General features: G+C 68.7%; 25 protein-coding genes. 2 read left to right on the top strand and 23 right to left on the bottom strand.

The annotated features are described in order from the left end of the window. Nucleotides 1-11 precede the first annotated feature (11 nt). Nucleotides 12-671: a Crp/Fnr family transcriptional regulator gene (locus R2707_15330; GenBank protein MEZ5246472.1), complete on the top strand. Its 660-nt coding sequence runs from the start codon at nucleotides 12-14 to the stop codon at nucleotides 669-671. On the opposite strand, the gene R2707_15335 is transcribed toward R2707_15330, so the two are convergent. The 4 genes from R2707_15335 to R2707_15350 all read right to left on the bottom strand — a co-directional run bounded on the left by R2707_15335 (nucleotide 668) and on the right by R2707_15350 (nucleotide 6869). After that, complete coding sequence (locus tag R2707_15335; GenBank protein ID MEZ5246473.1) at nucleotides 668-1315, bottom strand: dienelactone hydrolase family protein; 648 nt, start codon at nucleotides 1313-1315, stop codon at nucleotides 668-670. The genes R2707_15330 and R2707_15335 overlap by 4 nt on opposite strands. Nucleotides 1316-1348: 33 nt before the next feature. Then, nucleotides 1349-2704 carry a DNA repair protein RadA gene (gene radA, locus R2707_15340; protein ID MEZ5246474.1) on the bottom strand — a complete coding sequence of 452 codons (1356 nt, stop codon included), beginning with the start codon at nucleotides 2702-2704 and terminating at the stop codon, nucleotides 1349-1351. Nucleotides 2705-2754: 50 nt separating this feature from the next. Beyond that, nucleotides 2755-4221, bottom strand: coding sequence for a hypothetical protein (locus R2707_15345; GenBank protein MEZ5246475.1), 1467 nt, complete (start codon nucleotides 4219-4221; stop codon nucleotides 2755-2757). Between the two features lie 89 nt (nucleotides 4222-4310). Continuing rightward, nucleotides 4311-6869, bottom strand: coding sequence for an ATP-dependent Clp protease ATP-binding subunit (locus R2707_15350; GenBank protein ID MEZ5246476.1), 2559 nt, complete (start codon nucleotides 6867-6869; stop codon nucleotides 4311-4313). 163 nt (nucleotides 6870-7032) lie between these two features. Here R2707_15350 and R2707_15355 point away from each other — a divergent pair, with 163 nt between their 5' ends. Then, nucleotides 7033-8052 carry a polyprenyl synthetase family protein gene (locus tag R2707_15355; protein MEZ5246477.1) on the top strand — a complete coding sequence of 340 codons (1020 nt, stop codon included), beginning with the start codon at nucleotides 7033-7035 and terminating at the stop codon, nucleotides 8050-8052. Nucleotides 8053-8121: 69 nt separating this feature from the next. On the opposite strand, the gene lysS is transcribed toward R2707_15355, so the two are convergent. The 19 genes from lysS to R2707_15450 all read right to left on the bottom strand — a co-directional run bounded on the left by lysS (nucleotide 8122) and on the right by R2707_15450 (nucleotide 23308). Continuing rightward, the gene (lysS, locus tag R2707_15360; protein MEZ5246478.1) at nucleotides 8122-9597 is read right to left on the bottom strand and encodes a lysine--tRNA ligase; all 1476 of its coding nucleotides are present in this window, start codon (nucleotides 9595-9597) and stop codon (nucleotides 8122-8124) included. Next, nucleotides 9594-10388: a type III pantothenate kinase gene (locus R2707_15365; GenBank protein ID MEZ5246479.1), complete on the bottom strand. Its 795-nt coding sequence runs from the start codon at nucleotides 10386-10388 to the stop codon at nucleotides 9594-9596. Before R2707_15365 ends, lysS begins: the two co-directional genes overlap by 4 nt. 82 nt (nucleotides 10389-10470) lie before the next feature. Beyond that, nucleotides 10471-10938, bottom strand: coding sequence for a hypothetical protein (locus R2707_15370; GenBank protein MEZ5246480.1), 468 nt, complete (start codon nucleotides 10936-10938; stop codon nucleotides 10471-10473). 12 nt (nucleotides 10939-10950) lie between these two features. Then, nucleotides 10951-11772, bottom strand: coding sequence for a phospholipid scramblase-related protein (locus R2707_15375; GenBank protein ID MEZ5246481.1), 822 nt, complete (start codon nucleotides 11770-11772; stop codon nucleotides 10951-10953). Nucleotides 11773-11804: 32 nt separating this feature from the next. Beyond that, nucleotides 11805-12653, bottom strand: coding sequence for a pantoate--beta-alanine ligase (gene panC, locus R2707_15380; GenBank protein ID MEZ5246482.1), 849 nt, complete (start codon nucleotides 12651-12653; stop codon nucleotides 11805-11807). A 7-nt stretch (nucleotides 12654-12660) separates the two neighbouring features. Next, entirely contained in the window at nucleotides 12661-13380 is a 720-nt protein-coding gene (locus R2707_15385) for a DUF2520 domain-containing protein (GenBank protein ID MEZ5246483.1), read from the bottom strand. A 24-nt stretch (nucleotides 13381-13404) separates the two neighbouring features. Further along, nucleotides 13405-13884 (bottom strand): 2-amino-4-hydroxy-6-hydroxymethyldihydropteridine diphosphokinase, encoded by a 480-nt coding sequence (folK, locus tag R2707_15390; protein ID MEZ5246484.1) that lies wholly within the window; start codon nucleotides 13882-13884, stop codon nucleotides 13405-13407. Further along, entirely contained in the window at nucleotides 13881-14246 is a 366-nt protein-coding gene (locus R2707_15395; protein MEZ5246485.1) for a dihydroneopterin aldolase, read from the bottom strand. The genes folK and R2707_15395 overlap by 4 nt, the downstream gene beginning before the upstream one ends. Nucleotides 14247-14255: 9 nt before the next feature. Next, nucleotides 14256-14843, bottom strand: a complete 588-nt coding sequence (locus R2707_15400; protein MEZ5246486.1) for a hypothetical protein — start codon at nucleotides 14841-14843, stop codon at nucleotides 14256-14258. Next, nucleotides 14840-15631, bottom strand: coding sequence for a dihydropteroate synthase (gene folP, locus R2707_15405; protein MEZ5246487.1), 792 nt, complete (start codon nucleotides 15629-15631; stop codon nucleotides 14840-14842). Before folP ends, R2707_15400 begins: the two co-directional genes overlap by 4 nt. Before the next feature lie 16 nt (nucleotides 15632-15647). Then, entirely contained in the window at nucleotides 15648-16280 is a 633-nt protein-coding gene (gene folE, locus R2707_15410) for a GTP cyclohydrolase I FolE (protein ID MEZ5246488.1), read from the bottom strand. Nucleotides 16281-16304: 24 nt separating this feature from the next. Next, nucleotides 16305-16838: a hypoxanthine phosphoribosyltransferase gene (gene hpt, locus R2707_15415; GenBank protein ID MEZ5246489.1), complete on the bottom strand. Its 534-nt coding sequence runs from the start codon at nucleotides 16836-16838 to the stop codon at nucleotides 16305-16307. 10 nt (nucleotides 16839-16848) lie between these two features. Beyond that, nucleotides 16849-17694, bottom strand: a complete 846-nt coding sequence (locus tag R2707_15420; protein MEZ5246490.1) for a phosphotransferase — start codon at nucleotides 17692-17694, stop codon at nucleotides 16849-16851. After that, nucleotides 17691-18563, bottom strand: coding sequence for a tRNA lysidine(34) synthetase TilS (tilS, locus tag R2707_15425; protein ID MEZ5246491.1), 873 nt, complete (start codon nucleotides 18561-18563; stop codon nucleotides 17691-17693). The genes R2707_15420 and tilS overlap by 4 nt, the downstream gene beginning before the upstream one ends. A gap of 2 nt (nucleotides 18564-18565) precedes the next feature. Further along, nucleotides 18566-19636 carry a zinc-dependent metalloprotease gene (locus R2707_15430; GenBank protein MEZ5246492.1) on the bottom strand — a complete coding sequence of 357 codons (1071 nt, stop codon included), beginning with the start codon at nucleotides 19634-19636 and terminating at the stop codon, nucleotides 18566-18568. 10 nt (nucleotides 19637-19646) lie between these two features. Then, nucleotides 19647-19772 carry a hypothetical protein gene (locus R2707_15435; protein MEZ5246493.1) on the bottom strand — a complete coding sequence of 42 codons (126 nt, stop codon included), beginning with the start codon at nucleotides 19770-19772 and terminating at the stop codon, nucleotides 19647-19649. Nucleotides 19773-19815: 43 nt separating this feature from the next. After that, the gene (locus R2707_15440; GenBank protein ID MEZ5246494.1) at nucleotides 19816-21267 is read right to left on the bottom strand and encodes a hypothetical protein; all 1452 of its coding nucleotides are present in this window, start codon (nucleotides 21265-21267) and stop codon (nucleotides 19816-19818) included. Beyond that, nucleotides 21264-21836 carry a hypothetical protein gene (locus R2707_15445; protein MEZ5246495.1) on the bottom strand — a complete coding sequence of 191 codons (573 nt, stop codon included), beginning with the start codon at nucleotides 21834-21836 and terminating at the stop codon, nucleotides 21264-21266. Before R2707_15445 ends, R2707_15440 begins: the two co-directional genes overlap by 4 nt. Continuing rightward, nucleotides 21836-23308: a PQQ-binding-like beta-propeller repeat protein gene (locus R2707_15450; protein ID MEZ5246496.1), complete on the bottom strand. Its 1473-nt coding sequence runs from the start codon at nucleotides 23306-23308 to the stop codon at nucleotides 21836-21838. The genes R2707_15445 and R2707_15450 overlap by 1 nt, the downstream gene beginning before the upstream one ends. Nucleotides 23309-23352 lie beyond the last annotated feature (44 nt).

Genomic DNA, 23352 nt, shown 5'->3' on the forward strand with positions numbered 1-23352 from the left:
GGTGCTCTCCCATGCCTGACACCAGCACTCTCCGCGCCACGCTGCTCTTCGCCGATGTCGGCGAGGAGCACCTCACGACGATCGCCGAGGCCGCCTCCGAGCGCACGCTCCGGCGCGGCGACGTGCTGTTCACCGAAGGCGAGGACCCCGACCACATCTACCTCGTCACGTCGGGACGCATCGCGATCGCCAACAAGTCGATCGACGGCCGCGAGTCGGTCGTCGCCTTGATGGAAGCCGGTGACCTCTTCGGCGAGATGCCGCTGTTCGACGGCCTGGGCCGCTCGGCCGAAGCACGGGCGCTCGAGGCCTCGGGTGTCATCGAGATCCCCTACGCCCCGGTTCGGGCGCTCTACGAGAGCGAGCCGGCCGAACTCTGGAGCGTCGTCAAGCTCCTCGCCCAGCGGCTCCGGTCGATGGACGAGACATTGGCCGACAGTGTGTTCCTCGACGTCACCGGACGCACTGCGAAGCGCCTGCTCGAGCTGGCCGGCGACAACGACGAGTTCATGCTCCCGATCACGCAGGAGGAGCTGGCCGGCATGGTCGGCGCGAGCCGCGAACGCGTCAACAAGGCGATCGCTTCGTTCGTGAAGCTCGGGTGGCTCGACCAGAGTGATCGTCGCTACGTGATCACCAACCGCGAACAGCTGTCGATCCGCTCCCGCTAACCCCAGAGCCAGGCGTCGACCCGGCGCCACGCGTCGGCGGCGTCGTCGGCGCGATGGGCCGGCCGGCCGGGGTCGTGGACGAAGCCGTGATCGGCGCCTTCATAGGCGGCGATCGTCACCCCGGTCGCTGCGAGTGCGGTGACCTCCTCGGGCAACGTGTAGGGGTCGACCGTGCCGATCACCGCGAGCAGCGTCGATGCGTCACCCCGGGCGATGTGGGCGAGCGGCTCGTCCTGCCCGGCCCCCCGCCATCCCTCGGGCACGTGGATCATGCCGTAGAACGACGCGAGTCGAACGAAGCGACCGGTCGACACCGCCTTGTTGACGTACATCCCGCCCATGCAGAACCCGATGGCGCCCACACGTGCGGCACCTGTCGCCTCGGCGGCGGCCACCATGTCGCCGAGTACGTCGGCATCGCGCAGGTCGGCGGCCGCGGCGAAGCGTCCCTGCAGGTCGAGCTCGCTGTGGCCGGGATACAGGTCGGGAGCGACGACGGTGCAGTCCCACTCGGCCGCCAGCCGGGCCACGAGGTCATCGAAGAGCGGACGCAGGCCCATGATGTCGGGAACGACGACGAGTCCGCGTTCGCTCGACGTGCCGGCCGTCTCGGCCACCGTGCCGGTGGGAAGGGTGATGCGCATGCACGCATCATCGCACGCAGGCCGCGGACGCAGCTACGAAGGACCGACGTCGGCAAGCTGCACCGCGGCAGCGAGGGTCGGCGCCCGCAGGACTGCCAGTCCTTCGGGCGCCTCGCCGGTCGCGTGGGGGACGATGGCCCGACGGAACCCCATCCGCGCCGCCTCGTTCAGCCGGCGATTGATGTGGCTCACGTGGCGGAGCTCACCGCCGAGGCCGACCTCGCCGACCACGACCAGGTCGTCGGCCAGCGGATGACCGGTCAACGACGAGGCGACGGCGAGGGCGAGACCGGCATCGGCCCCCGGATCGACGATGCGGGCACCACCGACCGCGAGCGCGTAGACCTCCGCGTTCGACACCGGGAGCCCCACACGTCGTTCGAGCACGGCGAGGAGCATGGCGAGGCGACCCTGATCGAGGCCCTGGGCACTACGCCGTGGGGTGGCGAGCTGCGACGGAGCGACGAGTGCCTGCACCTCGACGAGCAGCGGGCGGTTGCCGTCGACCGTCGGCACCACGGCCGAGCCGGAGACGCCGGTCACGCGGTCGGCGAGGAAGAGGCCGCTCGGGTCATCGACCGGGGCGAGCCCCAGCTCGTCCATCTGGAGGAGGCCGACCTCGGACGTGGGACCGAAGCGATGCTTGGATGCCCGCAGGAGACGCAGACCGTGCTGACGATCGCCATCGAACTCGAGCACGGTGTCGACCACGTGCTCGAGCACCCGGGGCCCGGCAAGGGTGCCTTCCTTCGTGACATGCCCCACCAGCAGCAAGGCGACGCCGCGACGCTTCGCCTCCTGGACCAGCTCGTGGGCGCACTCCCTGACCTGGGACACCGAACCCGGTGCCGACGACATGTCCGGGTTCACGAGGGTCTGTACCGAGTCGATCACCACGACCTCGGGCTTCACCTCATCGAGATGACCGAGCACGTGGGGCAGGACGGTCTCACCGACCAGCCAGAGATCGTCGTGGAGCGCGCCCAGCCGATCGGCGCGGCTGCGCACCTGCGATGCCGACTCCTCGCCGGACACATAGAGCGCCCGCTGCCCGCCGGCGGCGACCGACCCGGCGAGCTGGAGCATCAGCGTCGACTTGCCGATCCCCGGCTCGCCCCCGACGAGGGTGACCGAGCCGGGGACGAGCCCACCACCGAGCACCCGATCGACCTCGGCGAGGCCCGTGGAGCGCAACAGCGACGACTCGTCGGCGACCTCGGCGATCGGCAGGGCGACACTGCTGCGACCGACGACGGGCGTGGTGGTGTCGCGCACATCCAACTCCTCGACGAGCGTGTTCCACTCCCCACACCCATCGCATCTGCCCGCCCACTTGGGGGCGGCCGCGCCGCACGTGGTGCAGCGGTGAACCGTTCGAGTCCGTGCCATGGGGGCACCCTAGATGGCGGGTGTGACAGTCGACGCGAGCGGGTCGACCGTCAGCCGTTGCGGCTGCGCAGCAGATCCTCGAAGCCGCGGACCACGGTGTGGGTCGTCTCGGGAGCGGCCTCGTTGCCGGCGACGAAGAGCCCGGTCGCCATGCCGAGCGCCTCGGCAGCATCGAGATGCTCAGGCACGTTCGAGAGATAGAAGCAGTCGAACAGATCGACCGACATCGTGCGCCGGGTCGCCTCGAACAGCGCCGGTTCCGGCAGGATCGAGCCCACGTCGCCACTGACCATCCACGACGCGAGGGCATCGTCGAGGGCGGCCATGCGCCGCAGACGATCGCCCCACGCGCGGGGCTGGTTGCCGACTGCGGCCACCGGGAGTTGGCTGGCGCCCATGCGATCGAGGAACGGGTGCAGCCCCGGGACCAGCCGGAACGACGACAGGTACCGTGTCTCGATCTCGTCGGCCACGGGGCCGAGGCCGACCTCGGCCCAGAACTCCTCGACCGAGAGCCGACCGAGCACGAGCCGACGGTGCAGCTCGCGCACCCGACCGGCATCGACATCGGGCTGCTCGGCCGTGATCAGCGGCAAGAGCAGCCCCTCGAGCGGATCCGTCGGGCGGACGACGACGCCGTGCACGTCGATCACCAGGAGGCGGAGCATGCGCCGCCGCGGACGGCTCGCCTCCTCGGCCCTGGTCGCCGCGTTCTGCTGACGGCGCCGTACGTCACGACGACGCCGACCCTTCGGCGTGCGCATCTTCGCGAGCGTGAACCCGGCGAGTCGGGACAACAGGATCGCCAGGAAGGACAGGAAGGCGAGCAGGGCGACGATCGCCCAGACCCGGGGCAAGATGTCGTCGGTCGAGGAACGGGCGTCGAGCTCGAGCGATTCGCTCACGCCGAACCGGGTCTCCCAGACGACCGACTCCCCCTCCACCTGGCCGGTGTCGGACGCTTCCGAATCGGGAAGACGCACCCGCACGACGACGAGGTCGTCACCGTTGCGCTGCTCCGCGATCAGCGATTCTCGTGCGGCGACACCCACCGTCGGCGGCAGGAGGTCGTCGGCGAAGGAGGCGAGGTCGGGGTTGGGGTCGAGGGTGGCCGAGAACGCGTAGTCGGTCGTGGCCGGCCCGAGCCCGATGCGATCGAACGAGTGTGTGATCTCGAGGACCACGTCGTCGAAGAGCACGCCGTCGCCGGCGATCTCGGCCAGTACCGCCGGCAGGGCCTCGGCAGTGGCGAACGCCTTCGACAACGCAACGGTCATCGCCCCGGCCGCATCGATGTCGGGGCCGTCCACGGTCCATCCCGCCGATGCGAGGTCGTCGAAGCGGAGACCGTCGGGGGCATCGGGCAGCGCCTCGACCGCGGCGGCATCGGCCACCACGGTCACCGTGACGACGCCGGACCCGTCGTCGTCGACTGCGATGTCGATCGTGGTGTCGACCCGGCACGCGCTCGCGACGAGGACGAGGATCCCCAGGAGCAGCAGTTGAACCCGACGCATTGAGACGACGCTAGACGCCAGAAGCCGGACGCGGTTGCCAGGACCGCGCGGGGCCCCGGATCCGTTGATGATCGAGCGATACCGAGGTGTCAGAAGGCTTCGCCGCCGTCGACGGCGTCGGCCAGCTCGGGTTCGGGCGGCTCGAAGCCCTCGATGGCCCGGAAGACCACCACGAGTTCGTTGTTCTTCTCGGGGTCGGGCTCGACGTCGACGATGATGATCTCGCCGGCGCGGAACTCCTTGTAGAGGAGCTTCTCCGACAGCGGATCCTCGACGAGGCGCTGGATCGCACGACGCAACGGCCGAGCCCCCAGGGTCGGGTCGTAGCCCTTGTCGGCCATGTGGTCCTTGGCGGCATCGGTGAGCTCGAGGCCCATGCCCTGCCCACCCAGCTGCACGGCGGTGCGGGCGATCATGAGATCGACGATCTGACGGACCTCGGGCTGGCTCAGCTCGTGGAAGACGATCGTGTCGTCGATCCGGTTGAGGAACTCGGGCCGGAAGTGCGCCTTGAGGGCGTCGTTGACCTTTTCCTTCATCTTCTCGTAGTTGACGGCCTCGTCGCCGGTGCCGAAACCGATCTGCGCCTTGCGCAGGTCGGCGGTGCCGAGGTTGGAGGTCATGATCAGCACGGTGTTGCGGAAATCGACGGAACGACCCTGGGAATCGGTGAGTCGGCCCTCTTCGAGGATCTGCAGCAGCGTGTTGAAGACGTCGGGATGGGCCTTCTCGACCTCGTCGAAGAGCACGACGGAGAAGGGCTTGCGGCGCACCTTCTCGGTGAGCTGGCCGCCCTCTTCGTAGCCGACATAGCCGGGAGGTGAGCCGACGAGTCGGCTGACCGTGTGCTTCTCCATGTATTCCGACATGTCGAGGCTGATGAGGGCACTCTCCTCACCGAAGAGGAACTCGGCGAGGGTCTTGGCGAGCTCGGTCTTGCCGACGCCGGAGGGGCCGAGGAAGATGAACGAGCCGCTCGGGCGCTTCGGATCCTTCAGCCCGGCACGGGTGCGGCGGATCGCCTGGGAGACGGCCTTGATGGCGTCTTCTTGGCCGATGACCCGCTTGTGCAGCTCGTCTTCCATGCGAAGGAGCTTCTCGGTCTCCGCTTCGGTGAGCTTGTAGACGGGGATGCCCGTCCACAGCGAGAGCACCTCGGCGATGGCCTCTTCGTCGACCTCGTCGAAGAGATCGACACCCGATGCCTTGGCCTCTCCCTCGAGCGACTCGCGACGAGCGAGGAGTTCCTTCTCCTTGTCGCGCAGGCGACCGGCTTCTTCGAACTGCTGCGACTCGACGGCGTCCTTCTTGGCCTTGACGACGTCGGAGATCTCGGCTTCGAGTTCCTTGTATTCGGGCGGGGTCTCCATGCGCTTGATGCGCAGACGGGAGCCGGCCTCGTCGATCAGGTCGATCGCCTTGTCGGGAAGATGACGGTCGGCGATGTAGCGGTCGGCCAGGTTGGCCGCGGCGACGAGGGCCTGGTCGGTGATCGTGACCCGATGGTGGGTCTCGTAGCGATCGCGCAGGCCCTTCAGGATCTCGATGGTGTGGGCAACCGTCGGCTCGTCGACCACGACCTTCTGGAAACGACGCTCGAGCGCTGCGTCCTTTTCGAGATGCTTGCGATACTCGTCGAGCGTGGTCGCACCGATGGTCTGGAGTTCACCGCGGGCGAGCATCGGCTTGAGGATCGAGGCGGCGTCGATCGCGCCTTCGGCGGCGCCGGCACCCACCAGCGTGTGGATCTCGTCGATGAAGAGGATGATGTCGCCGCGGGTCTTGATCTCCTTGAGCACCTTCTTCAGGCGCTCCTCGAAGTCACCGCGGTAGCGCGATCCGGCGACGAGCGCCCCGAGGTCGAGCGTGTAGAGCTGCTTGCCGTGGAGGGTCTCGGGCACGTTGTCGTCGGCGATCGCCTGGGCGAGCCCCTCGACGATCGCGGTCTTGCCCACACCGGGCTCGCCCACGAGCACGGGGTTGTTCTTGGTACGACGTGAGAGGATCTGCATGACCCGCTCGGTCTCACGACTGCGCCCGATGACCGGATCGAGGCCCTTCTCACGGGCGAGCTGGGTCAGATTGCGACCGAACTGGTCGAGCACGAGGGAACCGGACGCGCTGTCGCCGCCCGACCCGCCCGAGGTCGCCCCGGCCTTGTCGCCGCTGCCGCCACTGCTCCCGGAGGACTCACCGGAGCCGCCGGAACCGGAGTAGCCGGAGAGGAGCTGGATGACCTGCTGGCGCACGCGGCTGAGGTCGGCGCCGAGCTTCACGAGCACCTGGGCGGCAACACCCTCGCCCTCGCGGATGAGGCCGAGCAGGATGTGCTCGGTCCCGATGTAGTTGTGACCGAGCTGCAGCGCTTCCCGCAGGCTCAGCTCGAGGACCTTCTTGGCCCGCGGGGTGAACGGGATGTGGCCGCTGGGCGACGAACCGCCCTGGCCGATGATCTCCTCGACCTGATTGCGCACGGCCTCGAGGCTGATGCCGAGCGACTCGAGCGCCTTCGCGGCGACGCCCTCGCCCTCGTGGATGAGGCCGAGCAGGATGTGCTCCGTCCCGATGTAGTTGTGGTTGAGCAGGCGCGCTTCCTCCTGCGCCAACACCACCACTCGTCGAGCCCTGTCGGTGAACCGCTCGAACATCGGTATTTGCCTCCCAGGTCTGGGTCGTTCAGGAGAGTGTATCGGTGTGATCCGGCCGCGAACGGTCGAATCGGGCAACTCCTGTCGGTCCCATCGGCAGACGGGGGGCGACTGTGAACCCCTCGGGTGCGCCGTACTGCCTGTTTTCACGTAGCCTCACGGCGTGGCTGCGTCCCCACTCGCCATTCTCCCGAACATGGAAGACGACCTGAACCGGGTCGAAGAGGAGCTCCTGCGCGTCGTGGCTTCCGATGGCGACTTCCTCACCGAGATCGCCAGCCACCTCATTCTCGCCGGCGGAAAGCGGGTCCGGCCGGGATTTGCGATCGCCGCGTCGTCCGTGCTCGACCCGACCGGCGCGGCCGCGAGCATCGACGTCGTCCGCGGGGGCTGCGCCGTCGAACTGGTCCACATCGGCTCGCTCTACCACGACGACGTGATGGACGACGCGACGACGCGACGCAGCGTCAAGAGTGTCAACGCCCAGTGGGGCAACCTGCGGGCGATCCTCGCCGGCGACTACCTGCTCGGCCGTTCTTCGGAGATCGCCGCCGGGCTCGGCACCGAGGTCGCCGGCATCCTCGCCACGACCATCACCGAGCTGTGCGAGGGCCAGATCCTCGAACTCGAATCGGCCTACAAGCCCGACCGCACGATCGACACCTACGAGCGCTCCATCTCGGGCAAGACCGCCTCACTGCTGGCGGCCGCCTGCCGCATCGGTGCGATCGTCGGTGACCTGCCCCGTGGCGTCGTGGAGTCGATGACCGAGTTCGGCAAGGCCTACGGCATGGCGTTCCAGGTCGTCGACGACATCCTCGACATCGTCGCCACCGACAAACAGATCGGGAAGGCGGCAGGCAACGACCTCATCGAGGGCATCTACACCCTGCCGGTCATCCACGCGCTCGCCGATCCGACCATCGGTGCCGAACTCCGACCGCTCCTCACCCCCGACATCACGATCGCGCAGCGTGACCGGGCCCGCGACCTCGTGCGCCAGAGCAACGGGGTCACCATCGCCCTCGACGCGGCCCGGAGCTGGGCCGACAAGGCCGCCGCGACGCTCACCGACCTTCCCGACACACCGGGTGCCCGAGCCCTGCGGGCCGCGGCCGATCACCTGATCGAGCGAGCCGCCGCGCCGCTCGGCCGCAAGCGCTTCAGCCGCAAGCCCCGCTGACCACCCGGTCGTCACCACCTCCACCCGAAATTGAGGCGAGTTCACCCGCTCAGGGCGGGCAAACCCTCCCTAATTTGGCGGGGTTGGGGGACGGGGCGCGGGGGATTGCGTGGGATCGGCCGCCGGTGCCTCGTCGATGCCCTGTTCGGGGCGCAGGGTCGGGAAGAGCACCACATCGCGGATCGTGGTGGTGCCGGTGAGGAGCATGACCAGACGGTCGATGCCGATACCGAGGCCGGCGGTGCCGGGAAGCCCGTATTCGAGCGCCCGCAGATAGTCCTCGTCGACGACCATCGCTTCGTCGTCGCCTGCGGCACCCTCGGCCTCCTGCGCCTCGAACCGAGCGCGCTGTTCGACCGGATCGGTGAGCTCGGAGAACCCGTTGCAGAGCTCGCGACCGGCCACGATCGCCTCGAAGCGCTCGGTGTAGCCGGGCCGTTCCCGGTGCTCGCGAGACAGCGGCGACACCTCGACGGGATAGTCGGTCACGAAGATCGGTCCCCAGAGTTCCGCCTCGGTGGTCTTCTCGTAGATCTCGAGGATCAGCTTGCCCGGCCCGTAGTGGTCCTTCGCCTCGACGCCGAACCGGTCGCAGAGCGCCCGGAGCTCGTCGATCGGCGTGTCGAGGCTGACCTCGACACCGGCATGCTCGAGGATCAGCTCCTCCATGGTCGCCCGCCGCCACGGGGTCGACAGGTCGACGGCGCGGCCGTCGTAGTCGATGGTGGTCGAGCCGATGACGTCGAGCGCGGCGGCCGCGACGAGCTCCTCGGTGAGCGTCATCATGTCGTTGTGGTCGGCGTAGGCCCAGTAGAGCTCGAGCATCGTGAACTCGGGATTGTGGCGCGGCGACATGCCCTCGTTGCGGAACACACGACCGATCTCGTAGACCCGCTCCATGCCGCCGACCACGAGTCGCTTGAGGTAGAGCTCCGGCGCGATGCGCAGGTAGAGGTCGGCATCGAGCGCGTTGTGGTGGGTGACGAACGGCTTGGCCAGCGCACCCCCCGGAATGGGGTGCAGCATCGGGGTCTCGACCTCGATGAAGTCGCGTTCGCCGAGCCAGCGGCGGATCGACGCCACGATCGCGGAGCGCTGCCGGAAGGCGGTACGCGCCTCTTCGGTGACCCAGAGATCGACGTAGCGCTGTCGGTAGCGCAGGTCGGGGTCGGTCATGCCGTGCCACTTGTCGGGGAACGGACGCTGCGCCGGCGCCAGGACGGTCCATTCGTCGACGCGCACCGAGAGCTCGCCGCGCTTGGTGTTCATCACGACGCCGGTCACGAGGATCCAGTCACCGATCGACAGGCCGGTGAAGCCATCGAAGTCGGGCGTCGACTTCGCCATCGCGAAGAGCTGGATCCGACCCGTCGAGTCCTGCAACACACCGAACGCGAGCTTTCCCTGATCCCGCCGCAGCATCATCCGGCCGGCGATGGACACGACGACGTCGGTCTCGGCACCGGCCTCGAGGTCGGCATGGTCGCGGAGGATCTGGGCGGCCGTCGCGGTGACGTCGGCGCGGTACGGCAGGGGTTCGGTCATCGTTCGTTTCGTTGGTGGACGATCCGTAGACCGTGGAGGGTGAGGAACGGCTCGACGTGCTCGATCGACTCGGCCACCGGGGCGATCAGGTGGGCCAAGCCGCCCGTGGCGACGACATTGATGTCGCCCAGCTCACCGGCGAACCGTTCGACCATGCCGTCGATCATCGCGGCGAAGCCGTAGACGGCACCCGACTGGATCGACTCCACCGTCGACTTCCCGATCACGCTGCGGGGTTCGACGAGTTCGATGGCCCGGAGTTGAGCGGCCCGCCCGAAGAGCGCGTCGAGGCTGATCTCGATGCCCGGGGCGATGGCACCGCCGAGGAACTCGCCCTCGGAGGAGATGACGTCGAAGTTGTTGCCCGTGCCGAAATCGACGACCACCGTCGGGCCGCCGTAGAGGTCGTAGGCCGCGATGGCGTTGGCGATCCGGTCGGCACCGACCTCTTTCGGGTTGTCGTAGAGGATCGGCATTCCCGTCTTGACACCCGGCTCGATGACGATCGGATCGAACGTCAGATAGCGCCCGACCATGTCGCGCAGGTTGGCCAGGATCCGCGGTACCCCGGAACAGATCGCGATGCCGGTGAGCTCACTCTCGAAATCGATGTCGGCGGTGTCGAGCAACGAGCGAATGGCGATGGCGTACTCATCGGAGGTCCGCGACGCGTCGGTGGAGAGCCGCCAGTGGTCGACGAGCCCGACGCCGGCCCCGTCGCCGACGTCGCTGTCGAGGTCGTAGAGGCCGAGCACATTCTGCGTGTTGCCGACGTCGATCGTGAGAAGCACGCCGAAACGCTACCGGGAGCGCACGGCCGAGCGAGCCACGGCCGAGCGAGCCACGGTCGAGCCAGCCAGGGTCGCGCTGCGGCTACCCATCGCTCCCCCACTCGATCGTCACCAGGTGCGCCGGCTCACGCTCGGGGTCGGTGAAGTGCACATGACGGACCGCGTCACCGTCGTGGTCCCCGCGTAGGGCAAATCCCCAGTCGTGGCGTCGGCGGCCGGCGAACACGAGCGTCCAGACGTCGCCCTCGATCGCCGTGACCGCGTGGTACTCGCCTCGCGACACGCGACGAGGTCGGAATCGGCGGTGCCGACGCACGGTCCCGGGCCCCGCGACGGATGCGAGATCAGGGAACCACGACTCGTCGTATCCGCCGCGCAGCGCGATCGTCACGAAGTTCCACGGGTGATCGTGTGGCTCTCGTTCATCGGTCCCGCCGATGTGGTGCAGCATCACGTTGCACCGGCCACCGGCCAACACGACCCCCCACCGATCGAGGTAGAGGTCGCCGGTCGACGCGTCGACCAGACGGAGACGATGGCGGCTCGCCAACCAGGCCAACCGTCAGCCCAGCCCGCGCGAGTCCTGCTTCAACGCCAGATCGACCGAGACCGCCGACGCGACCACGAGGCTGCGCAGCGGCTCTTCGAGTGGACGATGAATCTGCAGGACATAGTTGTCCGCCGTCGTGAACATCGTCTTCGCCAAGCCCTCCCAGGTCTTGGTGATCCGTGCCACCTCGTTGCCGTGGGCGTCCTGGAGGTTGAAGTTCCAGGCCCGCCAGTTCTCGCCGTTGAGCGTGCCGATCTCGCCGTTGGGGCCCTCCAGCGAGAACCGGATCTTGCCGATCATGTTCTTCTGCACGATCGAACCGACCGGGTTTCCGGCGGCATCGGCGACGTGCACCTTCGATTTCGCGAACTTCGCAGGGCGGGTCACGGTGAGCTGCACGGCGCCGTTGGCGTCGACCAGTTGCAGCGAATGGGTCATGAACTGGTCGAGGCTGCTGACGAAGCGGGCGACCTTCTTGAGCGTGGATTGACCGACCTGACGGATCGCCCCGATCTGGGTCCCGTGTTGGTCGTAGACCGCGTATTCGGTGTTGATCTCGAGCAGCTTGGCCTTCTGGTTCACCACCAGGACGGGTTCGGTGAACATCGTTCCGCCACCGGTCGCGCCGGTCTGGACGCCGGCCTTCTCGGCCACCTGACGCTGCACCTTGTCGGCCGCCATCCCGGTCGTGGGCACCGTGCCCGAGTCGACGAGGGGGTCGACACCCTGACGTCCGTGGTCCGACACGTGATCGGTCCACTGGGTGCCATCGTGGTAGCGCAGCTCGTGCTTGCCACCGGGGTCCGGATACCAGTCGGCCGTGTAGTCAGTCATACCCGGAGGATAGGCGGTCGGTCGATCACCGCTCAGTCGATGGTGCAGCCGTCGTTGTCGATCAGGCGAGCCTTGCTGAACTTCACGGCCAGCAGGAGCCGGACGTCGCCGGTCAGTGGACCCGAACCGACCAACGAATGCGCGGGCACGGCGACGGCGTAGCCGACGGTGCCGAGGGTGGCGTCGGCGAGCACGGCCCGCATGGCCGACTCCACCGCTGCGGGGTCTCGTTCGCCCTCGGCGATCGCTGCGAGGCCCGCGTCGAGCGCGCTGCGCAACAGCGGCGCCTGGGCCCGCTCCTCGGTCGTGAGGTAGACGTTGCGGCTCGACATGGCGAGCCCGTCGGCCTCGCGCACGATCGGGCAGGGCACCACCTCGACCGGCATGCTGAGGTCGGCGACCATGCGGCTGACCACGGCCACCTGCTGCCAGTCCTTCGCGCCGAAATACGCCCGGCACGGTCCGACGATGGAGAACAACTTCGCCACCACGGTGGCCACGCCGGCGAAGTGCGTCGGCCGCTGCACACCCTCGAGCGGTGCAGCGACACCCGGCACGGTGACCACCGTGTCGATGGCGCGGGGATACATCTCCTCCACCGACGGGGCGAACACGTAGTCGACACCGGCCGCCTCGCACCGGGCCGAATCCGACGCGAGATCGCGTGGATAGTCGGCGAGGTCCTCGTCGGGCGCGAACTGGAGCGGGTTCACGAAGATCGAGACGATCGTGCGGTCGTTGGCGGCCACCGATGCCTGCACCAGCGAGACGTGGCCGTCGTGCAGATAGCCCATCGTCGGCACGAAGCCGACCGAGAGACCGGCAGCCCGGTCGGCGTCGAGTACCCGCCGCAGCTCGGTGATCGTGTGGATGGTTTCCATGCGGGTCCTACTCCTCGGTCGGTTGCGGCCGGCCGGCCAGACGGCGAGCTTCGGCCGCCAACGCGGCATAGCCGGCTGCCTCGTCGTCACCCAACGCGGCCAGGTGTCGACGGATCGTGTCCTCGTCGCCTCTCGCCGCGGGGCCGGTGAGCGCCGCTGCCGGTCCGAGGTCGCGGACATTGGCGAGCGAGCCCTCGGCCAGATCCAGGAGCGCGTCGAAGGGCACACCGGCGATCGCCGCGACCCGCTCGACCTGGCCGAGCAGCGCCACCAGGTGGTTCGACGCGATGACGGCGGCCGCGTGATAGCCGGCCCGGTCCTCGTCGGCGACGAAGAACGACCGTCCGTCGAGGGCGGCGACGATGCGTTCGACGACCGGGTCGCCGGCGGTCGCGAACCAGGCACCACGCAACCGAGCGGCGCCGATCTCGGCGTCGGGCAGCGAGACGAGCGGGTGCAGGGCAGCCACCCGGCGGTGGTCGCCGAGTTCGGCCAGCCCGCGGGATCCGGACAGGTGGATCACCGCCGCGTCGGTGGGCGCCAGCGCAGTGGCGACGCCTGCGATCGCGTCGTCGGGGGTCGCGATGATCACCGCGTCGGCGGCCACTCCGACCGTCGAGAGGTCGTCGCCCCGTCCGAAGAAGACCGGCTCGGGCCAGCCCGCGGCGCGCAACGCCAGAGCCAGGGAGCGACCGGCCCGCCCCGGACCGATGATGTGGAGCTGCACGGCGGTCACGGTACCGGAGCCGGATCAGAGGTCGGAGAGCTCGCCGAGCCGAACGATCTCGTCGGCCGCGGCGGCGGCGACCACGTCGTAGCCCGCAGGCAGCAGATCGGCACCGACATCGGCGAGCGGCACGAGCACGAAGGACCGTTCGAACATGCGCGGGTGGGGCACGAGCAGCTCCGGGGGATCGTCGACCGTCTCACCGTCGACCCACAACACGTCGACATCCAACGTCCGCGGCCCCCAATGGACGACCCGGACACGCTCGGCCGCAACCTCTCGTTGGCGGCACACCTCGAGCAGCGCACGGGCGTCGAGCATCGTGTGAAGGCGGACGACCATGTTGAGGTAGCGGTCCTGTTCGACCTCCGAGACGGGCGGCGTCTCGTAGACGGCCGACACTGCGTCGAGATCCGGGAGTGCCGCGATCGCCGTGCGCAGATGACCGACGCGGTCCCCGATGTTGGAACCGAGAGCCAGAAAGGCGCGATGACGGTCGCTCATCGGCGACGGGTGAGCCGCATCCCGCTCGACGCGACGTCCTGGGGAACCGGCGGGCGCAACTTGCGCACCTCGACGGTGACCTCTTCGATGCGTTCGTCGGTCAACACGGCCTCGGCCACCCGCTGGGCCATCCGCTCGAAGAGCTGGAACGACTCGTCACGGGTCACCGCCTCGATGCGATCGAGTACGGCGCCATAGTCGATCGTGTCGTCGAGGACATCGGTGGTCGTCGCCGGAAGCTCGGCGATGATGTCGATGTCGAACTCGTAGGGCTGACGGCGGTCCTGTTCCTCCGGCAGCGCGCCACAGATGCACATGGCCCGGATGCCCCGGAGCTGGATGACGGCGTCGGGGGAGCCCATCGATGCCGCTCAGTCGTCGGCGTCGGGCGCGTCGGCGCCGTCGGCGTCGCTGTCGGGCGCCGGGTCGGCGGTGAACGCACCGAACTCGACTTCGGCCGGCGGCGCGCACTTGGCCACCATCGTGACGAGCTCACGGGCATTGGGCCCGAGCTCTCGTTCGAAGAGCTGCTCGGTGATGTTGATCGCACGCGGGCCGTCGGGGACGAGCCCCATCCAGAGGAGGTAGGCAGCCATCAGACCCGACACGGTCTCGCCCAGTTCCTCGCGGTGTACGACGATCTTGTGGCCCGCGTCGACGTGGTCTCGGATCGAGGACATCGCCCGGGTGAGACCGAGCGGGCCGTCCTTCGGGCCGGCGAAGGGCACATGATGGAACGGCACACCCAGCTCTTCGTAGTTGTGCAGGTTGTGGGTCGAACTGATCAACGACACGACGAAATCGAACTCGTGCTGGCGGAGCCAGATGATCTCCTCCTGGCGCCGGACCTTGCGATGACTGTCGCCGTAGCCACCGGGTCGCTCGCAGACCGCGACGCGATCCTTGATCACCCACCGGAAATGCCGCGGCTCGATGCCCTGGGCCCACTTGCCCCTCATGACTGCACTACTCGCACGGCGTGGACCGTAGCTCGCACATCGTGCACGCGGACGATGTCGGCGCCCAAGTGTGTGCTCCACGCGGCCAGGGCAACGGATCCTTCGCGCCGATCGTCGGGCGGGGTCGCCGGCGTTTCGGCCGCAATACCGTCGGAGTCGGCGTGGATCTCGCCGATGAAACGCTTGCGACTGACCCCGACCATCACCGGTGCGATCTCCAGGAATCGGTCGAGGTTCGCCACGAGATCGAGGTTGTGCGTGGTGGTCTTGCCGAATCCGATCCCCGGATCGACCCACAGGCGGCTGACCCCCGCAGCGCGGCCCCGAGCCGCGGCGTGGTCGAGAAAGGCGTGGATGTCGTCGACGACGTCGTCGTAGACCGGATCGTCCTGCATCGTTGCGCTCGGACCGAGGGCGTGCATCGCGATCCAACCGGCACCGGTGTCGGCCGCGACGGCCTCGAGGCTCGCGCTGATGTCGTTGATGATCGTCGCCCCGGCCGCGACCGCGGCACGGGCCACGGCGGGCTTGGTGGTGTCGATGGAGATCTCGACCTCGCCGATGGTCCCCGCCAGTTCCTCGATCACCGGGATCGTGCGGGCCAGTTCGGTCGCCTCGTCGACGGCGACCGCGCCGGGCCGGCTGCTCTCGCCGCCGATGTCGATGAGGTCGGCGCCCTCGTCGACCAGCCGTCGGGCATGAGCGACCGCGGCCGCGGGATCGAGCCACCGACCTCCGTCGGAGAACGAGTCGGGTGTGATGTTGACGATGCCCATCACCCGGGTCATGTGATCACCCGTCCGATCAATGTCGCTCGATGAAACGCATCGCCTCGGCGCGGGTCGCGACGTTGTCGCGGAAGATGCCGGTGACGCTGGATGTGACGGTGCTCGAGCCGGCCTTGCGAACACCACGCATCGACATGCAGAGGTGCTCCGCTTCGATCACGACCAGAACACCCTGGGGGTGGAGCTCCGCCTCGATCGCATCGGCGACCTGGCGGGTGAGCCGTTCCTGCACCTGGGGACGCTTCGCATAGCCGTCGACCAGGCGAGCGAGCTTGGAGAGCCCGGTGACCCGACCGTTCTCGTTGGGGATGTAGGCGACGTGTGCCTTCCCGAGGAACGGGATCAGATGGTGTTCGCACAGCGAGTAGAGGGGGATGTCGCGCACCATGACCATCTCGTCGTGGCCGGCCTCGAAGGTGGTGCTGAGGTGCTCGGCCGGATCCTGGTGCAGACCCGCGCACACTTCGGCGTACATGCGGGCGACACGGCTCGGCGTGTTCTTCAGGCCATCACGATCAGGGTCCTCGCCGATCGCCTCGAGAATCTCCCTGACCGCTGCGGTGATCCGCGGCTGATCGACTTCCTTGGCGTGGACCCCGTCGATGAGGGGTCGGATGGCGTCGAAGTCGTCGTCGTTCGTGTGGCTCACCCTTCGCAACCTACCGAGTGCTGGTCAGTCTGCGGGTTCGAACACCCGGATCGAGTCGAGCTCCCGATAGTGCTGGGCGACATCGAGCCCGTAGCCGACGACGAAGTCGGGCGGGATGGGGAAGCCGACATAGCGGACGTCGTCGGAGCGGGCCCCTTCACGCACCAGCAGGGCACACACCTCGAGGCTCGCAGGACCGCGATCGTCGAGAAGCTGGCGCAGATACCGGAGGGTCAGACCCGAGTCGACGATGTCCTCGACGAGGATGACATCGCGCCCGCGGATGTCGGTCTCGAGATCCTTGACGATGCGAACCACTCCACTCGTGGTGGTCGAGTCGCCGTAGGACGAGACCGCCATGAAGTCGAACTCGACGGGAACGTCGATCGCACGACCGAGGTCGCTCATGAAGATGAACGCACCTTTCAGGACCCCGATGAGCAGCGGCTGCCGACCGGCATAGTCCTTCGTGATCTGCGCCCCGAGATCGCGCACCCGGGCGGCGAGCTCGTCGGCCCCGATCACGGTCTTGCCCAATGTGCCCTTCGGTACAGCCATCGCGGCGACACTATCGGCGGTGTCCGGCGAGCACGCTGTCGGCCCGGTCGGCGTGTTCACCGCCCAGAACGAGTCCGAAGTGCTGCATCCAGATGTCGCCCCACGCAACCCGTTGACGAACGAAACGGGCAAGCTCAGGACCGTCGGGATCGATCCCGAATCGTCGGCACGCGGCCGCTCCCGCCGACGGCCACGAGTGCTGGAGCGTGGCCAGGTCGACGAGCGGCGAGTCGTGGACCGCGTCGTCGAAGTCGAACCAGACCAGCTCGCCGTCGCGACGCCGGCCGATGTTGGCTCGATGCGGGTCGGCGTGGACGATCTGCGCATCGGCGCGGGCCTCGGTCATCGCCTCGCCCCGAAGGTCGATGAGTAGACGGCGGTCGGCCTCGTCGATCCGATGCTCGAGGAACGCGAGGGAGACGTCGGCCTCCTCCGCGAGACTGCGATCGAAGTGGCCGGCGGGATCCGTCATTCCCGCCATGGCATCGATCACCTCGACGAGCGACTCGCCCGCGCGCGCCGCGTCGTCGTCGGCGACCGGCACGAGTTCGACGTAGTCCACGAAGCTCACCCAACGGTCGCCGTCGATGCGGTGCGGACCCGGTGGGAGTTCTCGCGACGGCGGGGTGGTCGGGATGCCGCGGTCGGCCAGATGTCCGACGATTGCGAGTTCCCGAGCGAGCGAGACGTCGGGACGGTCACGCCCCGACGCAGTGACGTGGGGAACCCGGGCCACCACCGGCGCCGGAGCGAGATGCACGACGATGTTCGACGTGCCCGAGAGCACGATCGGTTCGTCCACCCGCACCCCGTGATCGCCTGCGAAGTCGGCCAGTACGGACAGCAGACCGTTCACGAGCCGGCCACTTCGATCCGCAGGACGCCCTCGGTCCGGGCGAGCCGATGGCCGCCGGGAAGCTCGGTCGCGACGTGGGTGCCGTCGACGACGAGCAGCGCCCGATCGATCGCCGCACGGTCGATCCCGGCGGGACCCACCGTCTCGCCGATCCAGGAGCGCAGCGCTTCGGCCGCCACCGCCGCCGGTGCCCGGCGGAGCACGACCACATCGGTCGGGTCGAGCTCGGCCGCGGCGGCCTCGATCACCGCCAACGCGTCGGCCACGAGATCGGCATGACGGTTCAACAGCGGCACCGGATCGCGATCGAACTCGGTCGCGATCGCGGGCAGGAGCCGAGTCCGCACACCGATTCGACGAAACGACAGGTCGTGGTTCATCTCGTCGTCACGCGGCTCGATCCCGGCGGCAGCACACACCGCGGCGGTCTCGTGACGCCGCAACGCCAGGATCGGCCGCCGCACCCGAGCCATTCGCGCCGCGACACCGGCGAGCCCGGCGCCGCGGAGGAGATTGAGCAGAACCGTCTCGGCCCGGTCGTCGGCGGTGTGCCCGACGCACACGTCGACGGGCAACGCCTCGTAGCGGGCCTCGCGGGCCCGCGCCTCGAGATCGCCACCCGGAGCGAGCTCCACCCGGCGCAGCTCGAACGGCATCCCCAGGTCGGCGGCGAACTTCTCGACGAAGTCGGCGTCGTCGCCGGCGTCGACGCGCAGCCCATGGTCGACATGCCAGACGACGATCTCGTGCCCGGCCTCGCGGGCCAGCAACGCCATCGCGATGCTGTCGGCGCCACCGCTCACCGCGAGCGGCAACGGGCCGACGGACGCGGGGAAGTCACAGCGGCCGAGCAGATCGACCGGGATCATGCTCAGGCCGCGGCGTCGGCGCCCACGCGGGCGATCCAGAGTTCGGGCTCACGGATCTCGGCGATCGACGGCACATTGGCCGGCTCGGCCCACGCCCGGTCGAGCAGGGCGGCGCCGCCGTGGTCCTCGACGACCGAGATGAAGTGTTCGCCCTCCGCGTATTGCTTGAGCTTCGCTTCGAGGCCGGCGAGCTTCTGGAAGATCTTGGTGAAACCGCTCGAGTTCTGACGCCGCTGGCGCAGCACCCGGGCGAAGCGCTCCTGGGACGGCACCAGGCCCTTGCCGGCGCGGTCCATGGTGACGTCGCCGTGGCCTTCGAGCAGGCTCATGAGACCGGCGACCTCGTTGATCACCGCGAGCTGTTCCTCGGATGCGAAGAGCGCCATCATGCCGCCCTGGTCCATCGGGTCCTCGCCCCGCTTGCGGGCCTCCATCAGACGCTGGAGGGCGCCCAGCACCCGCTGCGGGTCGGGGTCGACCGACTCCATCGTCGAGTTGACCAAGCCCAGGAAGTGCTCGCGCATCCATGGCACACCGGTGAACTGGGCGCGATGGGTGACCTCGTGCAGCGCCAGCCACAGTCGGAACTCCTGCGGGGGGAACGCATAGCGACGCTCGAGGGCGAGGACGTTGGGTGCGACGTAGTAGACGATGTCCTGCTCGTCGGGCTTTTCGTCCTCGATCACGAGCAGGTCGTATTGACCGAGCACCCGCGTCGACATCCAGCCGAGCATCATGCCGAGCTCGGCGCCGGCCACCTTGCCGCCGAGATTGGGCCCGGCACCCTCGTCCATCTTCTCGCCGAGCTTCATGGTGATGGGCCGCAGCAGGCGGGCGAACGACGCGAGGTTGGCGTCGATCCAGCCCTCGCGGTCGGTGACCCGACCCCGGGCGTTGCCGCTCAGCGAGCGCAGACCGGTCTCGGCCGCGACCAGATCCTCGGCCATCGCCGTGTAGCGGTCGAAGTCGTCCTCGAGACCCTCGCGGTACCGGGCACCGGTGAACGGCTCCTTGCCCGCGACGCGACGCGCGACCTTGCGGGCGATCTCCCAGTCGACGGGGTCGGCCGCCAAAGGGTCCGCCTCAGTCCCGCGGGTAGCGGGCCCGGCTGACCGTGCCCACGTAGCCGGCGATGAGCATGATCGCGACGAGCACCGCGCTCGCCGCCAACGGAACCGCGATCCAGAAGTGCCACACAACAGCAGTCATGGCGAAGAGTGTAGAACGTCGAACGTCGGTGTCCGCAGCCGGGTCAGTTGCTGCGTACGCAGTCGATCTCGTCGCCCGCCGCGTCGAACCCTCGGATGACCGTGCGATCGGGACCCACCCCGGCCACGGTGCGGAGATCCGGGTCGAGCATTGCGATCCGGTAGGGCCCGTTCGCGATCACGTCGACTTCCTCCCACTGGCCGTCGGCGAGCTGCCGCTCGAGCCGGGTGATCCCGGGGTCGTCGAACACGGCGATGGCGAACCCTTTCAGGTCGTTGGCCGACCGCAGCTGGGCCACACAGATGCCGGGCTGGATCGGCGTGCCCCCGCCACCGGCGTTGAACCACTCGCCCCCGTCGACGGCGAACGTCGCGATCTCGCCGCCGAGGTCGTCGTCGTATCCCCACGCGACGACCACGCCGTCACGCCACGGCACCCGCCCGTACTCGATCCGCCCCTCCTCGGCGCTCTCGAGTTCGAACCGCGCCAACGGGTCGAACTCGACCGGACCATCCGCGAGCGCTTCGACGCCGGCGACCGGAAGGGCCCGAAGACCGACCACGAGCGCATCGACCGCTTCCGACGCACCGTTCACGGTCACGGTCCAGGCCGAGTCGACCACCGAGACGACACGATCGTCCGAGGAGAAGAGTCCGTCCTCGCACCCACGCTGCTGGAGCAGCGTGACCGCGCCGTCGTCCCACTCCGATCGCACCTGCCGGCATCCGAGTCGATCGGTGATCGCGAGGAAGTCGGGGTCGCCGTTCGGGTCGAACCAGATGCGATCGGGCCACAGGTCCTCGTCGTCGATGCCGTCGAGCAGGAGTCGCTCGACGAACGCCGCGGTCGGGTGGGCCGAACCAGCCAGCGACTGAAACGACCCCATCGGTGCGGTATTGGCGAGAAGTGTGTCGTCCCACCGCACCTGCACTGGCGCTGCGGTCTGATCATCGATGTAGCGCTCGGACACGACGTCGAGCTCGCACGAGCCGGGATCCGCGTCCGACACCGAGATCTGCCGCTCGTCGTCGCCCCCGAACACACCGTCCCCGAGGTCAGCCGTGATCCGGAAGGTACCCGGCCGCGCCAGTTCGACCTCGTAGAGGCCGAGGCCGGCGGCGAGGTAGTAGGGGAAGAGCCGACCCCCCGGCGTGACGCTCAGCACGACGTCGACCGGAATCTCGACATCTTCGGGCGGTCGCCACTGCACGTCGTAGACCACCCGGCCGTCGGCCCGCACGACACAGTCACGCAGGGCGAACGCGAGCGGCACCGGTCGCTCGACCGGATCGAGGTATGCGGCCTCGTAGCCCTCCATGTCGATCGCGGTGGTCGACATCGCGACACCCGAGTCGACGAGCGCGGGGTACGTGAGAGTGGCGCCGATCACCTCGATCATCTCGACCGGAGCCGACGCGGCGGCCTCCGGCGCGGCATCGTCGGTGCACGCCGCGACCGTGAGGGCAAGGGCGAGGGCGATCCACGCACGTCTCACGGCACAACCTCCAGATACTGGCCGTCGGGTGGAGGCGGCTCGGTCAGCAACTCCTCGAGGGTCTCGTAGCCATCGACGAGGCGCCGGGTGACGTGGAAGACCTCGTCGACGGGGTAGACCCCGAGCCGGCGCAGCGAACGCCAACCCGCTTCGGCTTCCTCGAGGAACAGCACGATCGACGCGTTCGGCCCGTCGCCGAACGGGATCCCCACGGGGATCGGTCCGCCACCGGCGCCGATCCCGGCCGCCGCGCAACCGCCGAGTCCGGTGTCGTCGACATGGCCGCACAGCACGAGGTCGTTCCGCCTCGTGTAGTCCTCCGGGAGGTAGACGTCGACGCGGCCACGATCGGGGAAGTCGCCGGAGGGCACCCACTCGGTCGGTTCGCCGGGGATCGTGATCGGCTCGGGCAGCGCAGCCTGGACGACCACGGTGACCGGTGGTGCCGTCGGCGCCAGCGTGGTCGTCGGCGTCCGGACGGACGGCCCGCCGTCGGCGACGGGTCCGGCATCGGTGCAGGCCGTGACGGTCAGGGCCACGACCACGAGGAGCGTTCGGGTCAGTCGCATCAGTCGCAGAACACTTCCGGTTCCCCACTCGTCACCAGCAGGTCGCCACCGTCCATCGGGAGCACCGGGTGGGTCATGCGGTCCTCGGTCTCGAAGGTGAACCGCTCGTCGAGCGTGTCGGCGTCGATGGCCCACAGGAACCCCTCGGGTGTCGAGTCCGACTGGTCCCACGGCCCTTCGCGAAACCCGGTCACCAGCAAGAGATCACCGACCCGCTGGACGAGGTCGATCCCTTCGACGGGGGCGTCGGGCCGCCACGCGTCCTCACCACTGGCCGGGTCGACGAGCCACTCTTGCCGGCTGCCGGTGGCCTCGTCCCACTCCGCGACGACCAGGTAGCCGTCTCCTCCTCCCCTGATCGAGGCCGAGTCGGCGTCGCTCCACTCCCCCAGGACCTCACCGGTCACGGCGTCGAAGATCCCGCCGGGTAGCTCCTCGAACGACGTCTCCGACTCGAGGTACCCCGGCGAGACCGACCAGTAGGGACCGTCGAGCCGTGCCCGATCACCGCCCGGCCTCGACCAGATGACCTCGCCCGTCTCGACGTCCAGCGCGCCGATCGTGTCCGTCGAACCGTCGGCCGGCGGATCATCGCTGGAGGAGTACGAGAATCCGGTCGTGAAGGCGAGCACCCTGTCGATCTCGGCCTGGAGCGAGACGGAAACCCGCTCGTCCTGCGCCGTCCACGACCACAGGATCTCGCCGCTGGCCGGGTCGAGGCGGTGAACGGTCGCCGGCCAGGCACGAACGAAGAGGCCCTCCGTCGGTGTGCCGACCCGGCCGCCGACACCCTCCTGTAGGACGATCGAAATCTCTTCGGCATCGGCAAAGGGAACGTCCCAGAGCACCGCCCCGGACACAGGGTCGATCGACGACACGCCGGACACGTCCGAGTGGATCAGATGACCGTCGACCAGTGCGAGTGCCCCCCATCGCTCGACCGCACGGGTCCAAAGCTCCACACCGGTGCGAATGTCGAACCCGCGGAGCATCTCGTCTTCTCCACGGATCCCCGCCTGGAGGACGACCACATCGTCGACCGCAGCGAGGAACACGCCACCGATGTCGTCGACGAACCGCTGCCAGAGTGCGGCGCCGCTCGCTACATCGAGTGCGAAGAGACTGGGGCGCTCGGTCGCCGTGACCGACACGACCGTGTCGCCGTCGCGCACGAACGGCTCCCCGATCCATGGCAGCGGCACCGACCAGGAGGCGACGCCATCGGGCGAGATCCGGGTGAGTCGACTCGACGCGTTCCCAACGCAACCGACCGAGTCGTGGAAGCGCAGCGACCCACCGAGCTGCTGCTCGTCGAGGAACACGGGTCGGCTGGTGGGCGGCGCGAGGTCGTCGTAGCCGAGGTTCTCCTCCGGAGGCGCCGGCTGCTCCGCCGGGTCGGACGGCTCGTCGGTGACGAGGAAGTACACGATCGGTACCGCGAGCACCGCGACGAAGGCGGCGATCGCCAGCACCAGGCGCCTTCGGTGTGAGTCCGGGCCGGCTGACCCGGCCCGAC

The sequence above is a fragment of the Acidimicrobiales bacterium genome (assembly GCA_041394245.1).
GTDB lineage: Bacteria > Actinomycetota > Acidimicrobiia > Acidimicrobiales > Aldehydirespiratoraceae > JAJRXC01.